Raw genomic sequence first — 13,318 nt, 5'->3', positions numbered from 1 at the left:
GCCGGCTCTGCGCCACCGACCCGTCCACCAGCCCTATGCGCAGGCCGCGCCCGTCCGCCGACGACCCGGAGGCCCCCGCGGCAGCAGCGGTGGCGCTCGCGCTCGCGGTCCCAGCCGGCTGGTAGAGGTGGTTGAAGTCGTATTGAGCCGTGGGATCGAGCGCCCTGAGCCGGCGCACGGCCTCAACCGCCGACAGGCCGCGCGGGACGCCCAGGACGAACGCCTCGATCCCCAGCGACCCGAGCCCGGGCTGTGAGCGCACGCTGAAGCCCGCAGCCCGCAGGCGGTCCAGCGCGTCGCGGCTCACGCCCACCGCCAGGACTTCGCCGCGCACCACCGGCTGACCATGGTCGTCAGCCTCGACCACGTCCGGGTGCTCGCGCAGCAACCGCGCGGCCATCAGAGCCCGGACTTCCGACAACGGGACGTTGGCCAGCTCCTGCGCAGCATCGGCCACCCGAGGGACGGCCGGCGTTTTCGGGAGGCGAGGCGGCGCGACATCCGGCAGGCCACGGCGGCTCGTCAGGTCGCCAAGGCCGCCCGGCAGGCCGCCGCCTCCCGGCACGCCGGGCAGGCCGCCCCCGAGGATCTGGCTTGTTGCCGGGCCGGCGAATGCCAGCGCAACGGCGAGGCTCAGCGCCGCCGCGCGTTTCCAAATTTGGCGTCGATCGGGCATCTCGTGTCAGAACTCTTGAAGCGCAGCTTGGCGCCGCTGCATTTTTCGGGACTCAGGGATGAAACGCCAGGGCCGGCTCGTTCCATCCTTAGACGAAGGTAAACCTTGAACGACCTTGAGCGCGAGATCGTCGAGCTGCTGCCGCGTCTGCGAAGGTTTGGGCGCGTACTGGCGCGCGCCCCGGCCGACGCCGACGACCTGGTGCAGCTGACGGTGGAGCGCGCGCTGACCCGCCGCGGCCAGTGGCGTCCGGGGACGCGCCTCGACAGTTGGATGTTTCGGATCATGAAGAACGCCTGGATCGACGAGAGCCGCGCCCGGTCCCGCCGCAGCGGCCTGTTCGCCCCGGAAGAGGCGGGGGAGAATATCGGGGCCGATGGCGCAGCCGCCATGGAAGCGCGGCTGGCGGCCGGGGAGGTGGAGCGCGCCATGGCGCGGCTGCCTGCCGACCAGCGGATCGCCGTCGCCCTGGTGCTGGTGGAGGGGCTCTCCTATCGGGAGGCGGCAGACGTGCTGGAAATCCCCGCCGGAACCCTAACCAGCCGCCTGGTGCGCGGCCGCTCGGCCCTGATGGCCGAGCTCGCGGAGGCGGCGCCATGACTCAGGACGCCAAGATTGGGGACGAACGGCTGATCGCCTATGTGGACGGCGAGCTCGCGGGCGAGGCGCGCGCAGCCTTCGAGGCCGAAATGGGCGCCGATCCCGCCCTCGCGGCAAAGGTGGCGCAGCATCGCGGTCTCGCAGCCCGCGTCGCCGCGGCCTATGCGCCGGTGCTGGACGAGCCCGTGCCGCCGCAGCTCGTGGCCCTGGCGAGCGCCGCCAACGACCGTGGGCCTGGCCGCGGGGCCCTGCCGCAATGGGCGGCCATGGCGGCCTGCCTGGCGCTGGGCGTGCTGGCCGGCCGCGCGCTCTGGCCCGAACAAGGTCCTCTCGCAACGCATGGCGGCGAGCTCGTCGCCCGTGGCGGGCTCGATAAGGCGCTGACGACCCAGCTGGCCTCGCAGGCCGGCCCCGTCAGGATCGGGCTGACGTTCAAATCCGGCGACGGGCGCTACTGCCGCACCTTCGAGAGCGCGGCCGACCATCTGGCAGGCCTGGCCTGCCGGCGCGACGGCCGATGGGTGGCGCAGGTCGCCACCGCCCTGACCCCGCAGCCCGCGTCCGACTACCGCACGGCGGCCAGCGCCACCCCGCCGGCCGTGCTGGCCGCGGTCGACGCCATGCGCGCCGGCGACACCCTCGACGCCACAGCCGAGCGCACCGCCCGCGACCGGGGCTGGAAGCCTTAGGCCTATTCGCCCGGGTGGTAGCGCCGCTCGGTGTGGCCGGTGAGCTGGTCGGGGTAGAAGTAGACCTCGCGCAGGTTTCCGCCGGCGTAGCGCTGGGCCTGGTCGTCGAAGTGCTTGGAGGCCGGGTCGCCGCTCTCCCCGCCGGCGGTGACCGCGCGGGCATGGACCTTGTCGCCGAACTCCACGACGGCCACGAAGCTGTTGCCGCTGGAGCCGTAGTATTTCTTCGTATCCGGATAGCGGCGCGCGCCGAACGAGGCCAGCGAGCCCCACTGGGCCGAGGCGAACGGCACGGGGAGACTGGGGCCGGCGTCATCGAAGTGCTGGACGATATCGTCGTTGAGGCGCTGGAAGCGGTTGATCCGGCCCCAGGGCGTCTTCCAGGTCCCGAAATCCTGGGTCAGGCGGTCGCTCGCCTCGGCCAGCGCCTCGAGCCGCTGGGCCGGCGTCGCGCGCGTCGCCATGTAGTCGTAGACGCTGACGCCCGCCGTCTTGGCCTCCGGTGCGACCTTGACCCACAGCGCCTCGCCCCAGAACACCGCCAGCGATGTCGGAACTGACTCCGCCGCCCAGCGGTCGTCCCAGGCGCGCAGGGGCTCGATCGGCTCCCGCAGCCTGGCCTTCAGCGGGTCGTCGGCCGCCGCGCCGTCATAGGCCGCGACCAGGGTGGGGATCAGCCGCGCGAACGCCGGCATGTAGGAGTCGTAGGCCGCCTCGATCAGGGTCGGCAAGGTGAAGTCTTTGCGCGCGCTCAGCACGCGGACCGCGTGGGCCGTGCGGGGGTTCTCGCCGGCCTGGTCCATGTAGCGCGGGTAGTCGGCGCGCTTGGGGCTGTGCGGGCCGGCGGCGGACCAGGGCGAGTCGTTGCTATTGTAGATCCAGCCGCTGGAAGGGCTTTGCACCTGCGGCAGCTCGGCCAGCGCATGCAGCCCCTTCCAGTCGGTGGCCGGATCGGAGCCGTCCACCGGCTTGGTGTAGTCGAAGCGGTCGTCGCGCCGGGGCATGAACTGAGGCAGCAGCAGCGCTGTCTCGCCCTTGGAGTCGGCGAAGAGGGTGTTGTTCGAGGAGTTGGCGGCCAGCGCCGCGACCCTCAGGAACGAGGCGTAGTCGACAGCCTTGGTGCGGCCGAAGGACTGCTCCAGCGCCTCGACCGGCTTGTTCATCAGCGCGACTGCGATCCACTTGCCGTCGATGGCGCGCACGATGGGCCCGTGATGGGTGCGGAACACCGTGAAGGTCTGGCGCGCCATGCCGCGCTGCGTGCGGTAGGGGACGACGATAGTCGAGACGGTCACCGGCCGCTCTTCGGCGCCGTAGCGGTAGAAGGCCTTGCCGTCCTTGCGAACGATGGTCTCGGCGAACTCGTCGACCGTGTCGGCGCCGCTGGTGGTGTGCATCCAGCCGGCGTGCTCGTTGAAGCCCTGGTAGACGAAGAACTGCCCCCAGGTGGCCGCGCCGTAGGCGTTCAGCCCCTCGTCGCTGGTCATCTGCAGCTCCGAGCGGAAGAAGAACGAGGTGTGCGGGTTGATCAGCAGCAGCGCATGGCCGTCCTTGGTGATCGAGGGCGAGATCGCCATGCCGTTGGAGCCGGCGGGCTCCTTGAATTTCAGGCTTTCGTCGTCGGACAGCGCCGCACTTTGCCGTTGGCCGTAGAAGGCCTCCAGCTCGCGGAGGGACACCTTCTCTATATCGCCGCCGATGCTGCCCTCGGTGAAGCTGAGCGCCATCCAGGGCTCGAAGTGCGTGATGACCTTGGGTTTCACCTTGGGATGGGTCGCCAGGTAGTAGTTCAGCCCGTCGGCCCAGCCGTTCATCAGGGCCTTCAGCCAGGCCGGGCTCGCGGCGTATTTGGCTTGCAGGTCAACGGGATCGACGAACAGCTTCTGGCGCAGATCCTGCCAGATCGCCGCCTCGCCCTCGGCCTCCGCCGTTCGGCCCAGCGCGGTGATGTAGTTGGTCTCCACGCGGTTGAAATCGTCTTCGGCCTGGGCGTAGACCATGCCGAACACGGCCTGCGCGTCCGTCTTGCCGTGCACGTGGGCGATGCCCCAGTCGTCGCGGACGATGGAGACCTGGGCGGCCTCGGACTTCAGGCGGGCGAGGTCGCTGGCCGCGGCGGCCGGGACGGCGTTTGCCACCAGGCCCGCGACCAGCAAGGCGCCGAATATCCGCATCCGCATCCCCCGAGAGCCGGCCGCTGAATCGGCCGCCGCCGGCGCACGCTGAGCAAGCCGGCGGCAGAAATGCAAGCCCGCTCACATGCGAAGGGCCGCCCCATGGCTGGAGCGGCCCTTCCATAGTCGGACCGCAGAGCGGTACGCGACACTATGCCAGAGCTTAGGCCTAGGCGCGGACCCCGCAAGCGGAGGTCCAGGTCACGGTCACCGGGCTACGGCTTTCACTATGAGACACTGGATCACCTCCTTTCAGTTGCTGAGCAAGGACCCGCAATATGGGTCGCTTCGCGGGCCTGCGCAAACGCCGCCTTGGTCGTTTCAGCGGGCCAGGCCCGCCTGTGGCTTTTGCGCCGCCTGCTCCTCGAGGCTCGGCCGGCGGCGCAGCGCCTGGACGGGGCGGCCGAGCTTGTCCAGCGCCTCGATCGTCGCCCGGTAACCCTCGGCGACCGCCGGCGCGTAGGCGCCGAAGTCGCGGATTTCCACCTTCGACACCTCCGGCAGCACCAGGAGGTCGGTGGCCTCGCGCGCCGCCATCAGGTCGCGGGAGGTGGAGACCGTGGCGGCCCGCATCAGCAGCGAGACGATCGGTGGGCCCCTGCGCCACTGCCCCGACCACAGCCAGCGCCAGACGGAGGCAGGCCTGGCCACGTCGTCGGCGGTGATGCTGCGGCCGGCAGTGACGTCGACGCCGACGATGGGGCCGAGCTGGCTGGCGCGCATCACATCGGCCGGGAAGTTCTTCATCACCGCGCCGTCGACAAGCACATTGTTGTCGTCGGTCCAGGGCGGCAGGATACCGGGCAGCGAGATCGAAGCCCGCAGCGCCTTCCAGAGCAGGCCGCGCCGATGCATCTGATAGGCGCCGGTGGTCAGGTTCGACGACAGGCAGAAGAAGGGCAGCCACAGGTCGGCGATCTGGGTGTCCCCGAAGTGGTGCGCCAGGCGCTCGTTGACCATCATGCCGTGAGTCATGGCCAGCAGCGGCACGGCGATGTCCGTCAGCGGGCTGCTGTCCACGAAGGCCTCGCGGATGCGGCGCTCCATCTCGGCGTCGTCCCAGCCCATGGCCACGCCCGCGGCGATGATGGCGCCCATGGACACTCCGCCCACGAAGTCGATGGGCACGCCGCGCTCGCGCAGCGCCCGCACCGCGCCCACGTGGGCGTAGGCCCGCGCGCCGCCGCCGGACAGCACCAGGCCCACCGACTGGCCGGTCAGTACGCGGGCGATCCGCTCGACGTCCGGATCGTGGTCGCGGCGCAGGTGGAACAGCCGCGCCGGCTCGGCCGCGTCGAGCCAGGCCTCCGACCCGGACGGCCGGCTGGTGTCGGGCGGGTGCACCAGGATCAGGTCGACGAGCCGCTGGGCCTGCAGCGGCGAAGCCAGGGCCGCCGCTGCGGCGGGCTTCGGCGGGTCGCGGTCGCCGCGGCCCACCTGGAACAGCCGGTCCACCTGCCGGGCGACGACATGGCGCCAGCCGCCGTCGGCCGCCTCGGCGACATAGAGGACGAAGTCGTGGACCCGCTCCACGTCCGAGAACCATTCGGTAGGCGCGCTTTGCGCTTCCGCGCCGATGCAGGTGACCGAATAGTCCAGGCGGGCGATCTCGCGCGCCAAGCGCTCGACCAGCGGCCGCAGCGCCCCGAATTGGCCCAGCGACGCGAAGCCGAACACCGAGGGCTCGCCCATGCCGCCGCGCGTCACCGCCTGGCGGCTGCGCAGCATCATCAGCTTCGCGAGCTCGATCATCACATCGGGTTCGGCCTCGCAGGCCGCGAGGAAGACGTCGCGCGGGACGGCGATGATCTCCGAGTCGCGCAGCGCCACAACGTCGGCGGAGTGCGGCGCGTCGGCGATCAGCGACATCTCCCCCGCCGGCTCGCCCGGCCGGATCACCCCCAGGAACTGGACCTCGTTGCCCGGCTCGCGCCGGAAGGCCCCGAGGCGCCCCGCGCGCACGTAGTACAGCTGGTCAGAACGGTCGCCGACGGCGAACAGAGTCTGGCCGCCGGGCAGCGAGAACCACGTCGCCTCGGCCTGCACCTCCGCCTGACTGAACAGCCGGGCCAGCGCAGAATCTACGGGGATGTCGGGCAGGGGTGACACGAGGCCGGAGCCTAGCTTGGCCAAAGAGTCGGGGCTATGGCTTCGCTGTGGCGCCGTCAGGCCCCCGCGGGCGTTTGTACTGAGGCGCTTAAGAGGAGCTTCCCATGTCGAACCCCATCGCCGATCCGCTGGTCGAGGTTCCGGACTTCAGCCCGACATCGGAACTGGTGCGCATCGTGGCGACCAGGGCCGGGGCTGTGACGGTGATCATGCACCGCCCGGAGCGGAAGAACGCCTTCAACGCTGACCTGATCTCCGCCCTCTCCGAGGCGTTCGAGACCCTGCGCGGGGCCGAGGGCGTGCGGGTGGTTTTCCTGCGCGGCGAGGGCGGGACCTTCAGCGCCGGCGCCGACCTCGACTGGATGCGCGCCGCCGTCGACCGCAGCGAGAGCGACAACCGCGAAGACGCCTTCGCCATGGCGCACATGCTGAAGCAGCTCTGGGACCTTCCGGCGCTCACCGTCGCGCTGGTGGACGGTGGGGCGTTCGGCGGCGGGGCGGGCCTGGCCGCGGCCTGCGACCTCGCCATCGCCACGGCCGACGCCAAGTTCAGCTTCTCGGAGGTGAAGCTCGGCCTGATCCCGGCGACCGTCAGCCCCTATGTGGTGGCCGCGATCGGCCCTAGGGCGGCGCGCGGCCTGTTCGCCACCGGCCAGCTGTTCGAAGCCGAGCACGCCCTGCGCATCGGCCTGATCAGCGAGGTGGTCGCCGACGCCCAGGCGCTCGCCGCCGCCCAGGCGCGGATTGCCGCCGAAATCCTGGCCTGCGCCCCTGGCGCGGTGGCCGACGCCAAGCGGCTGGCGTTCGACGTCTACGCCCAGGAAATCGACCACGGATTGATGGAGGATACCGCCAGGCGGATCGCCCAGGCCCGAGTGAGCGGGGAGGGTCAGGAAGGCGTCCGGGCCTTCCTGGAGCGCCGCAAGCCGGTCTGGGCGCCCGGCGCGGACTGAGGCTGCTAGTGTGCTGGATTTGAAGTTCGCCTCACTCAAGGGCCAAGCGCTGAGCGAACTTCAAATCCAAGAAGCACACTAGAAACATAGACTTGCTAGTGTCCTTGTCGATTTCCGAAGTTCGCCCAACGCCGGCCGCAAGCGCTGGCGAACTTCGGAATCGGGACACTAGCCGCACTGGTCAAAGGCCGGCCCGCGTCCTAATCCAGTGGCCATGGCGCTCCACATGATCAAGCTTTGCGTCGGCGCGGCGACCGTCGAGGAATTGCTCGACTGGCGCCGGACCCACGAGGACGCGGCAGGCCCCTGGATCATGCGCACCCGCCAGACGCCCAAGCGGGCGGCGGAGCTGGTGGCCGGCGGCTCGCTCTACCGCGTGTTCAAGGGCGTGATCCTCTGCCGCCAGGCGATCCTGGCGGTGAATACGGTGGGCGAGGGGATCACGGCGCGCTGCGAGGTGACCCTGGACCCCACGCCGGTCCGCGTCGCGCCGACGCCGCGGCGGGCTTTCCAGGGCTGGCGCTACCTCGAACTCAAGGACGCGCCCGAAGACCTGCCCTTCGAGGCCTTCGGTGACATCCCCACCGAACTCGCCCGTCAGTTGCGCGAGGTCGGCGCATGGTGACGCTTCCATCCACAGGCGGCGACGATCTGCGCGTTGACGGGAGTTTGGCCGAGGCGCTCCCTTAGCGCTATGCGAGTCGGCGTTCGCCGACCACGAAGGAGTTTCCGGATATGCCGCAGGCCAGCGTCATCGTGGTCGGCAATGAGAAGGGCGGGGCGGGCAAGTCCACCATCGCCATCCATACCGCCACCGCGCTCCTTCACGCAGATGCGCGGGTTGCGGTTCTCGACCTCGACCTTCGCCAGCAGTCGACCTCGCACTTCTTTGCGCACCGCCGCGCCTGGCTGGAGGCCAACGGCGCGGTCGCCCCCATGCCGATCGAGCATCCCCTGAGCGCCGACGGCGCGGCGCTGGCCAAGGCGACCGACGAGGAGGCGCTGGCGCGGTTCGAGGAGGCCTTCGGCCAGGCGAGCGAGGCCGCCGACTTCGTGCTGATCGACACGCCCGGCAGCGACACGGCGATCAGCCGCGCAGCCCACGGCCTGGCCGACCTGATCGTGACGCCGATGAACGACAGCTTCGTGGATTTCGACATGCTGGGCGTCGTCGACCCTGTGACCCTGGAGCTGAAGCGCCACAGCCTCTATTCCGAGACGGTCTGGAACAGCCGCAAGGCGCGCGCGCTGAAGGACCGCAAGACGATCGACTGGGTGGTGCTGCGCAACCGCCTCGCGCCTACCGAGGCCCGCAACCGCAAGCGCCTCGACGAGCGGGTGGAGACGCTCTCCCGCAAGGTCGGCTTCCGCATCGGGCCGGGCCTGCGCGACCGGGTGATTTACCGCGAGCTCTTTCCCTTCGGCCTGACGGTGGCGGACCTGTCGCCGGCCATCCGGCCCGTGGCGATGTCGCTGCAGCATGTGGCCGCGCGCCAGGAACTGCGGGCGCTGATGACGGCGCTCGGCCTCTCGGGCTTCTCGGACGGCGAGCAGATCGCCGCGGAATAGGCCATGCTCTACCTCGCGCTTGGGGCCGCGCTCCTGTGGTTCCTCGTTGGCCTGGGGCGTGGCCAGCGGGTCTTCAAGCGGCGCGAATGGCGGCTGCTGTCCGGCGCGTTCGCGCTCGCGGCGTTTGCCGGCGCCGCTTACGTCGGCATCCGCGGCGGCTGGGAGATCTCCATCGTCCTGGTTGTGCTGGGGCTTTGGCTATTGACCACCACGCGGATCGGCGGCGCGCCGACCGGTTCGCCGCGCACGCCGCGGATGAGCCTCGAGGAGGCTCGCTCGATGCTGGGAGTGGGCGGCGACGCCACGCCGGAGGAAATCCAGGCGGCCTACACCCGGCTTATGCGCCTCGCCCACCCGGACAAGGGCGGCACGACCGGCCTCGCCACCCAGCTCAACGCCGCGCGGGATCGGTTGCTCAAAGGCTGACACCTCATCCGCTTGTGAGCGGGTGTCAGGCTGGCTCGATCACCATGCAGGCCAGCCGCTTGGCCTTGAGCGCCCGGCAGGCGCCCTTGGCGTCGGTTTCGGTCAGGCCGGTGAACATCGCCTTGTACCGGCGGCCCTGCTTGTCCGTGGCCCCGGTCGCACCGTCGAAGTGGTCGCCGAAGCGCTTCTCGACGAAGGCGATCTGGTGACGGGCGTCGGTCGGGGAGTGGAATTCGCCCACCTGCACCGCCCACTTGGCCTTGGCGGCCTTCGCGTCGCGGTCGGCCTTGGCCTGGCGCGGTTGGACGATCTGGATCTTGCCCGCACGCGACGGCGGAGCCGACGCGAGCTCGATCTTCAGCCCGGTCTGGTCGCCATCGCCCTGTTCCACCGGCGGACGCACGACGGGGCCGCTGAGCTCCGGCTCGAACAGGTTCTGGGCGACGGTGATCTTCTCGCCCATGGCGCGGCGGCGCATCACGTCGAAGCCGGTGAGCAGCAGGTCCTCGGCGTTCTGGTCGCGCTGGGCGGTGGTCGGACCGCCCATCACCACGGCGATCAGCCGGCGGTTGTCGCGCACGGCGGAGACCGCGAGGTTGAAGCCCGAGGCGTTGGTGAAGCCGGTCTTCAGCCCGTCCACCCCGGGCATGCGGCTCAAGAGGTGGTTGTGGTTGGCGAGGACCTGACCGCGGAAGGTGAACTGCTGCAGGCTGAACAGCTTGTAGTACTGCGGGTAGTCGCGCATCACCGCGCGCGACAGGATGGCGATGTCCCGGGCGGTGGTCAGCTGCCGGCTGTCGGGGAGGCCCGAGGCGTTCGCGAAGTGGGTGTTCTGCATGCCCAGCTCCTGGGCGCGCAGGGTCATCAGGGCGGCGAAGCGGCTTTCGGTGCCGCCGAGCTTCTCGGCCATGGCCACGGCCATGTCGTTCGCCGACTTGGTGGCCATGGCCTCCATCGCCTCGGTGACGCTCACCGAGTCGCCGGCGCGGACGCCGAGCTTGGTGGGGGCCTGGGCCGCGGCATGTGGCGAGACCTGCACCCGGTCGTCGGGATGCAGCTTGCCGGACGCCAGCGCCTCGAAGGTCAGGTACAGCGTCATCACCTTGGTGATCGACGCCGGGTAGCGGGGGCTGTCCTCGTGCTTGGCGTAGAGCACCTCGCCCGACTTCGCATCCACCACGATCGCTGCGTACTTCGTCTGTGACGCGGCAAGCAGGTTCTGGAAGTAGGGGATCTGCGCGCTCGCCGGAGTCGCGACGGAGCCGAGGGCGGTGGTGGCGGCCAGACCTAACGCTAGGAACAGGCGGCGGGCGTGCTGGATCATGCTTCGTCCGTCGAATCAGTGGCTTGAGACGACCGTCGGGCGCCCCGTGAATCTGCCTATCATGACAGCCAGACCCTTGCCTGAGAGTAAACAGGTGTTGAACGGCGAAATTGTCGCGGCGCCCTTGAACGCGGCAGCTCCGCGGGCGCCAGCGAGGCGAAGCTGGGCTATGTTGCACTGCACAAAAAATATTGACTGCTGCACTGCAACATGAGACAACGTAACGCGTTCACCTAATCCGCCCAACCGAATCAACCGTTTGCATCGCGGCGCCTGTCGCCGCCTCAGCCAGGAGCTGCACCCAATGGCCGCCGCCGAAGCCGTGAAGTCCACTGTCGATCAAATGACCGCCGCCTCCAACGTCGCGTTCAAGGACGGCGTCGAAAAGACCCTCGCCGCCCTCAACGAAGCCAATGGCGTCTCCAAGAAGAACCTGGAAGCCGTCGTCGCCTCGGTGACCGCCGCCACCAAGGGCGCCGAAGCCCTAGGCGCCCAGGCCATGGCCTTCTCGAAGACCAGCTTCGAGAACCAGGTCGCCGCCGCCAAGTCGCTGGCCAGCGCCAAGAGCGTGCAGGAAGTGGTCGAACTCCAGACCGCCTTCGCCAAGACCGCTCTGGAAGGCTACATCGCCGAAATGGGCCGCATGTCCGAGACCGTCTCCGCCTCGGTGAAGGACAGCATGAAGCCGCTGAACGAGCGCGTGACCGCCATGGTCGAGCGCATGCAGGCGGCCCGCTAAGCATCTAACGCCCGCGTACGGCTCTCGGGCCGATGGGTGTGAAGGCCCGGAGCAGCGATGCTCCGGGCCTTTTCTCGTTTGGGCCCCCTGTTTTCTCTTAGGTGAGGGCGCTAGACGTTGGCCCATGTCCCAGATCGAAGACCGACTGGCCGCCGCGGGCGTTGTCCTGCCGCAGCCCAACGCACCCGTCGCCAACTACGTGCCCTTCATCCGGCTGGGCGACCTCGTCCACATCTCGGGCCAGGTGTCGCTGGACGCCGGCGGTGGGATCAAGGGGGTGGTGGGGCAGGACGTCGACCTCGTCACCGCCCAGAGCGCGGCCAGGCTCTGCGGCCTCAGCTTGCTCGCCCAGATGAAGGCCGCATGCCAGGGCGACCTCGACCGCGTGGTGCGTGTCGTGAAACTGAACGGCTTCGTGCAGGCGGGCCCCGATTTCTTCGACATCCCCAAGGTGATCAACGGCGCCTCGGACTTAATGGTCGAGGCGTTCGGCGACGCCGGCCGCCACGCCCGCTCGGCGGTGGGCGTCTACCGCCTGCCGATGAACTTCGCCGTGGAGGTCGATGCGGTGGTGGCCGTCTCGTGAAGCACCGGTCTGGCGAGGCGCGGTTCGGGGAGGCGTGGGAGCGCCTGTTCCACCCGGCGGTCGCGCACCGCGGGCTGTGGAACCCGGACGGTCCGCCGGAGAACTCGCTCGCCGCTTTCCAGGCCGCCTGCGCCGCCGGATTCGGCATCGAGCTCGACGTGCAGTTGTCCGCCGACGGCGAAGCCATGGTCTTCCACGACGACGACCTGGAGCGGATGACCGGCGTTCGCGGCCGCCTGAGCGACCGGACCACGACGGAACTGGCGGAGCTGCGGCTCAAGGGTTCGGACGAGCGCGTTCCGACGCTGGTGGAGACGCTCGCCCTCGTCGGCCGCCGGGCCATGGTGCACGTGGAGCTGAAGACCCCCTACGGCCAGGTGGGGCCCCTGGAGCAGCGGACCCACGAGATCCTGATCGACCACGCCGGCCCGGTCTGCGTGATCGGCTTCAACCCCTATTCCCACGGCTGGTTCGCCGAACGGTTCCCAGGCGTGCTGCGTGGGCTCGACAGCTATTCCTACAAGCACGCGCCGCAGCTGGCCGAGGCCCAACGGGAGAGCTTCGCCAGGCTTGAGCACGTGTCGATCGCCAAGCCGCACTTCCTGGCGCTGGGGCTCGACATGCTGCCCAGCGAGCGGGCGGCGAAGTTCCGCGCCGAGGGCCTGCCCATCCTCGCCTGGACGGTGCGCGAGCCGGCGCAGTGGGAGGCGGTCCGCGACGCTTGCGACAACCTGATCTTCGAGGGCTTTTGCCCTTGAAGGAAGCTCCGGCAGTGACGCTGAAGCCGGCGGTCAAGGTCTGCCGCCGCGTCGCCGAAGTGGGCCGCGAGGCCTGGGACGCCTGCGCCGGCAACCCCGCCTACGCCGGCAATCCGTTCATCCGCTACGACTTCCTGGACGCACTCGAGCAGTCGAACAGCGCCGTCGAGCGCACCGGCTGGGGCCCGCAGCACCTGGCCATCCAGGACGCGCAGGGCGGGGTGGCCGCGGTCATGCCGCTCTACCTGAAGTCGCACAGCCAGGGGGAATACATCTTCGACCACGCCTGGGCCGACGCCTACGAGCGGGCGGGGGGCCAGTATTATCCGAAGCTCCTGTCCGCCGCGCCCTTCACCCCGGCCACCGGCGCGCGGCTGCTGGCCCGACCCGACGTGGACGCCGACGAGGCCAGGCGGTTCCTGCTGGGCGGGGCGCTGACGCTTTGCGAGCGCTACGGCTCCTCGTCCTTCCACGTGAATTTCCCCACCGAGGACGAGTGGCGCTGGATGGGGGAGCAGGGCCTGGCGCTGCGCGAGGGCCAGCAATACCACTGGCACAACCGCGGCTACGCCACCTTCGAAGACTTCCTGGCCGCGCTCTCCTCAGGCCGCCGCAAGACCATCAAGCGCGAGCGGCGCGACGCGATCGAGGGCCTGGAGATCCTCTGCCTGAGCGGGGCGGACCTGTGCGAAGAGCACTGGGACGCCTTCTTCGG

13 protein-coding genes and 1 pseudogene are annotated in these 13,318 nt (G+C 69.9%); 10 read left to right on the top strand and 4 right to left on the bottom strand.

Annotation, left to right across the window (positions count from 1 at the left end; translation table 11 throughout):
- Positions 1–676, bottom strand: a pseudogene (locus tag JWP28_RS17680) (hypothetical protein); the annotation flags it as partial.
- Between the two features lie 105 nt (positions 677–781).
- On the opposite strand from JWP28_RS17680, the gene JWP28_RS17675 reads away from it, so the two are divergent.
- Positions 782–1,276, top strand: a complete 495-nt coding sequence (locus tag JWP28_RS17675; protein WP_299544986.1) for a sigma-70 family RNA polymerase sigma factor — start codon at positions 782–784, stop codon at positions 1,274–1,276.
- Positions 1,273–1,965, top strand: a complete 693-nt coding sequence (locus JWP28_RS17670; RefSeq protein WP_299544984.1) for an anti-sigma factor — start codon at positions 1,273–1,275, stop codon at positions 1,963–1,965. Before JWP28_RS17675 ends, JWP28_RS17670 begins: the two co-directional genes overlap by 4 nt.
- Before the next feature lie 2 nt (positions 1,966–1,967).
- On the opposite strand, the gene JWP28_RS17665 is transcribed toward JWP28_RS17670, so the two are convergent.
- Together JWP28_RS17665 and JWP28_RS17660 are read right to left on the bottom strand one after the other, a co-directional pair.
- Positions 1,968–4,139, bottom strand: a complete 2,172-nt coding sequence (locus JWP28_RS17665) for a penicillin acylase family protein (RefSeq protein ID WP_299544982.1) — start codon at positions 4,137–4,139, stop codon at positions 1,968–1,970.
- Between the two features lie 321 nt (positions 4,140–4,460).
- On the bottom strand, positions 4,461–6,248 hold the full coding sequence (locus JWP28_RS17660; protein WP_299544980.1) for a patatin-like phospholipase family protein: 1,788 nt from the start codon (positions 6,246–6,248) through the stop codon (positions 4,461–4,463).
- A 104-nt stretch (positions 6,249–6,352) separates the two neighbouring features.
- Here JWP28_RS17660 and JWP28_RS17655 point away from each other — a divergent pair, with 104 nt between their 5' ends.
- The 4 genes from JWP28_RS17655 (at position 6,353) to JWP28_RS17640 (ending at position 9,196) form a co-directional block, all read left to right on the top strand.
- Entirely contained in the window at positions 6,353–7,201 is an 849-nt protein-coding gene (locus tag JWP28_RS17655) for an enoyl-CoA hydratase-related protein (protein ID WP_299544978.1), read from the top strand.
- A gap of 214 nt (positions 7,202–7,415) precedes the next feature.
- The gene (locus tag JWP28_RS17650) at positions 7,416–7,826 is read left to right on the top strand and encodes a DUF1489 domain-containing protein (protein ID WP_299544977.1); all 411 of its coding nucleotides are present in this window, start codon (positions 7,416–7,418) and stop codon (positions 7,824–7,826) included.
- A 110-nt stretch (positions 7,827–7,936) separates the two neighbouring features.
- Positions 7,937–8,770 carry a division plane positioning ATPase MipZ gene (locus JWP28_RS17645; protein WP_299544975.1) on the top strand — a complete coding sequence of 278 codons (834 nt, stop codon included), beginning with the start codon at positions 7,937–7,939 and terminating at the stop codon, positions 8,768–8,770.
- Positions 8,771–8,773: 3 nt separating this feature from the next.
- Positions 8,774–9,196, top strand: coding sequence for a molecular chaperone DnaJ (locus JWP28_RS17640; RefSeq protein ID WP_299544973.1), 423 nt, complete (start codon positions 8,774–8,776; stop codon positions 9,194–9,196).
- 25 nt (positions 9,197–9,221) lie between these two features.
- Here JWP28_RS17640 and JWP28_RS17635 read toward each other — a convergent pair whose 3' ends face one another.
- Positions 9,222–10,520, bottom strand: coding sequence for a D-alanyl-D-alanine carboxypeptidase family protein (locus JWP28_RS17635; protein ID WP_299544972.1), 1,299 nt, complete (start codon positions 10,518–10,520; stop codon positions 9,222–9,224).
- A 304-nt stretch (positions 10,521–10,824) separates the two neighbouring features.
- Between JWP28_RS17635 and phaP the strand changes: the two genes are divergently transcribed.
- From phaP to JWP28_RS17615, 4 genes are all read left to right on the top strand, one after another.
- Complete coding sequence (gene phaP / locus JWP28_RS17630) at positions 10,825–11,259, top strand: TIGR01841 family phasin (RefSeq protein ID WP_299544970.1); 435 nt, start codon at positions 10,825–10,827, stop codon at positions 11,257–11,259.
- Positions 11,260–11,383: 124 nt separating this feature from the next.
- Entirely contained in the window at positions 11,384–11,845 is a 462-nt protein-coding gene (locus JWP28_RS17625; RefSeq protein WP_299544969.1) for a RidA family protein, read from the top strand.
- On the top strand, positions 11,842–12,603 hold the full coding sequence (locus JWP28_RS17620; protein WP_299544967.1) for a glycerophosphodiester phosphodiesterase family protein: 762 nt from the start codon (positions 11,842–11,844) through the stop codon (positions 12,601–12,603). The genes JWP28_RS17625 and JWP28_RS17620 overlap by 4 nt, the downstream gene beginning before the upstream one ends.
- 14 nt (positions 12,604–12,617) lie before the next feature.
- Positions 12,618–13,318, top strand: a 701-nt coding sequence (locus JWP28_RS17615) for a peptidogalycan biosysnthesis protein (protein ID WP_299544965.1), incomplete at its 3' end; no start/stop codon positions are given.

The organism is Phenylobacterium sp. (assembly GCF_028290885.1).
Classification (GTDB): Bacteria; Pseudomonadota; Alphaproteobacteria; order Caulobacterales; family Caulobacteraceae; genus Phenylobacterium.
The sequence above is the reverse complement of the archived record's forward strand: the minus strand, read 5'-3'. Positions and strand labels throughout refer to the sequence as shown.

What these genes read in the sequence shown, in the direction of transcription:
- JWP28_RS17670 (WP_299544984.1), top strand. Translation starts at nt 1,273, where the DNA reads ATGACTCAGGACGCCAAGATTGGGGACGAACGGCTGATCGCCTATGTG.
- JWP28_RS17665 (WP_299544982.1), bottom strand. Translation starts at nt 4,139, where the DNA reads ATGCGGATATTCGGCGCCTTGCTGGTCGCGGGCCTGGTGGCAAACGCC.
- JWP28_RS17655 (WP_299544978.1), top strand. Translation starts at nt 6,353, where the DNA reads ATGTCGAACCCCATCGCCGATCCGCTGGTCGAGGTTCCGGACTTCAGC.
- JWP28_RS17650 (WP_299544977.1), top strand. Translation starts at nt 7,416, where the DNA reads ATGGCGCTCCACATGATCAAGCTTTGCGTCGGCGCGGCGACCGTCGAG.
- JWP28_RS17645 (WP_299544975.1), top strand. Translation starts at nt 7,937, where the DNA reads ATGCCGCAGGCCAGCGTCATCGTGGTCGGCAATGAGAAGGGCGGGGCG.
- JWP28_RS17640 (WP_299544973.1), top strand. Translation starts at nt 8,774, where the DNA reads ATGCTCTACCTCGCGCTTGGGGCCGCGCTCCTGTGGTTCCTCGTTGGC.
- JWP28_RS17635 (WP_299544972.1), bottom strand. Translation starts at nt 10,520, where the DNA reads ATGATCCAGCACGCCCGCCGCCTGTTCCTAGCGTTAGGTCTGGCCGCC.
- phaP (WP_299544970.1), top strand. Translation starts at nt 10,825, where the DNA reads ATGGCCGCCGCCGAAGCCGTGAAGTCCACTGTCGATCAAATGACCGCC.
- JWP28_RS17625 (WP_299544969.1), top strand. Translation starts at nt 11,384, where the DNA reads ATGTCCCAGATCGAAGACCGACTGGCCGCCGCGGGCGTTGTCCTGCCG.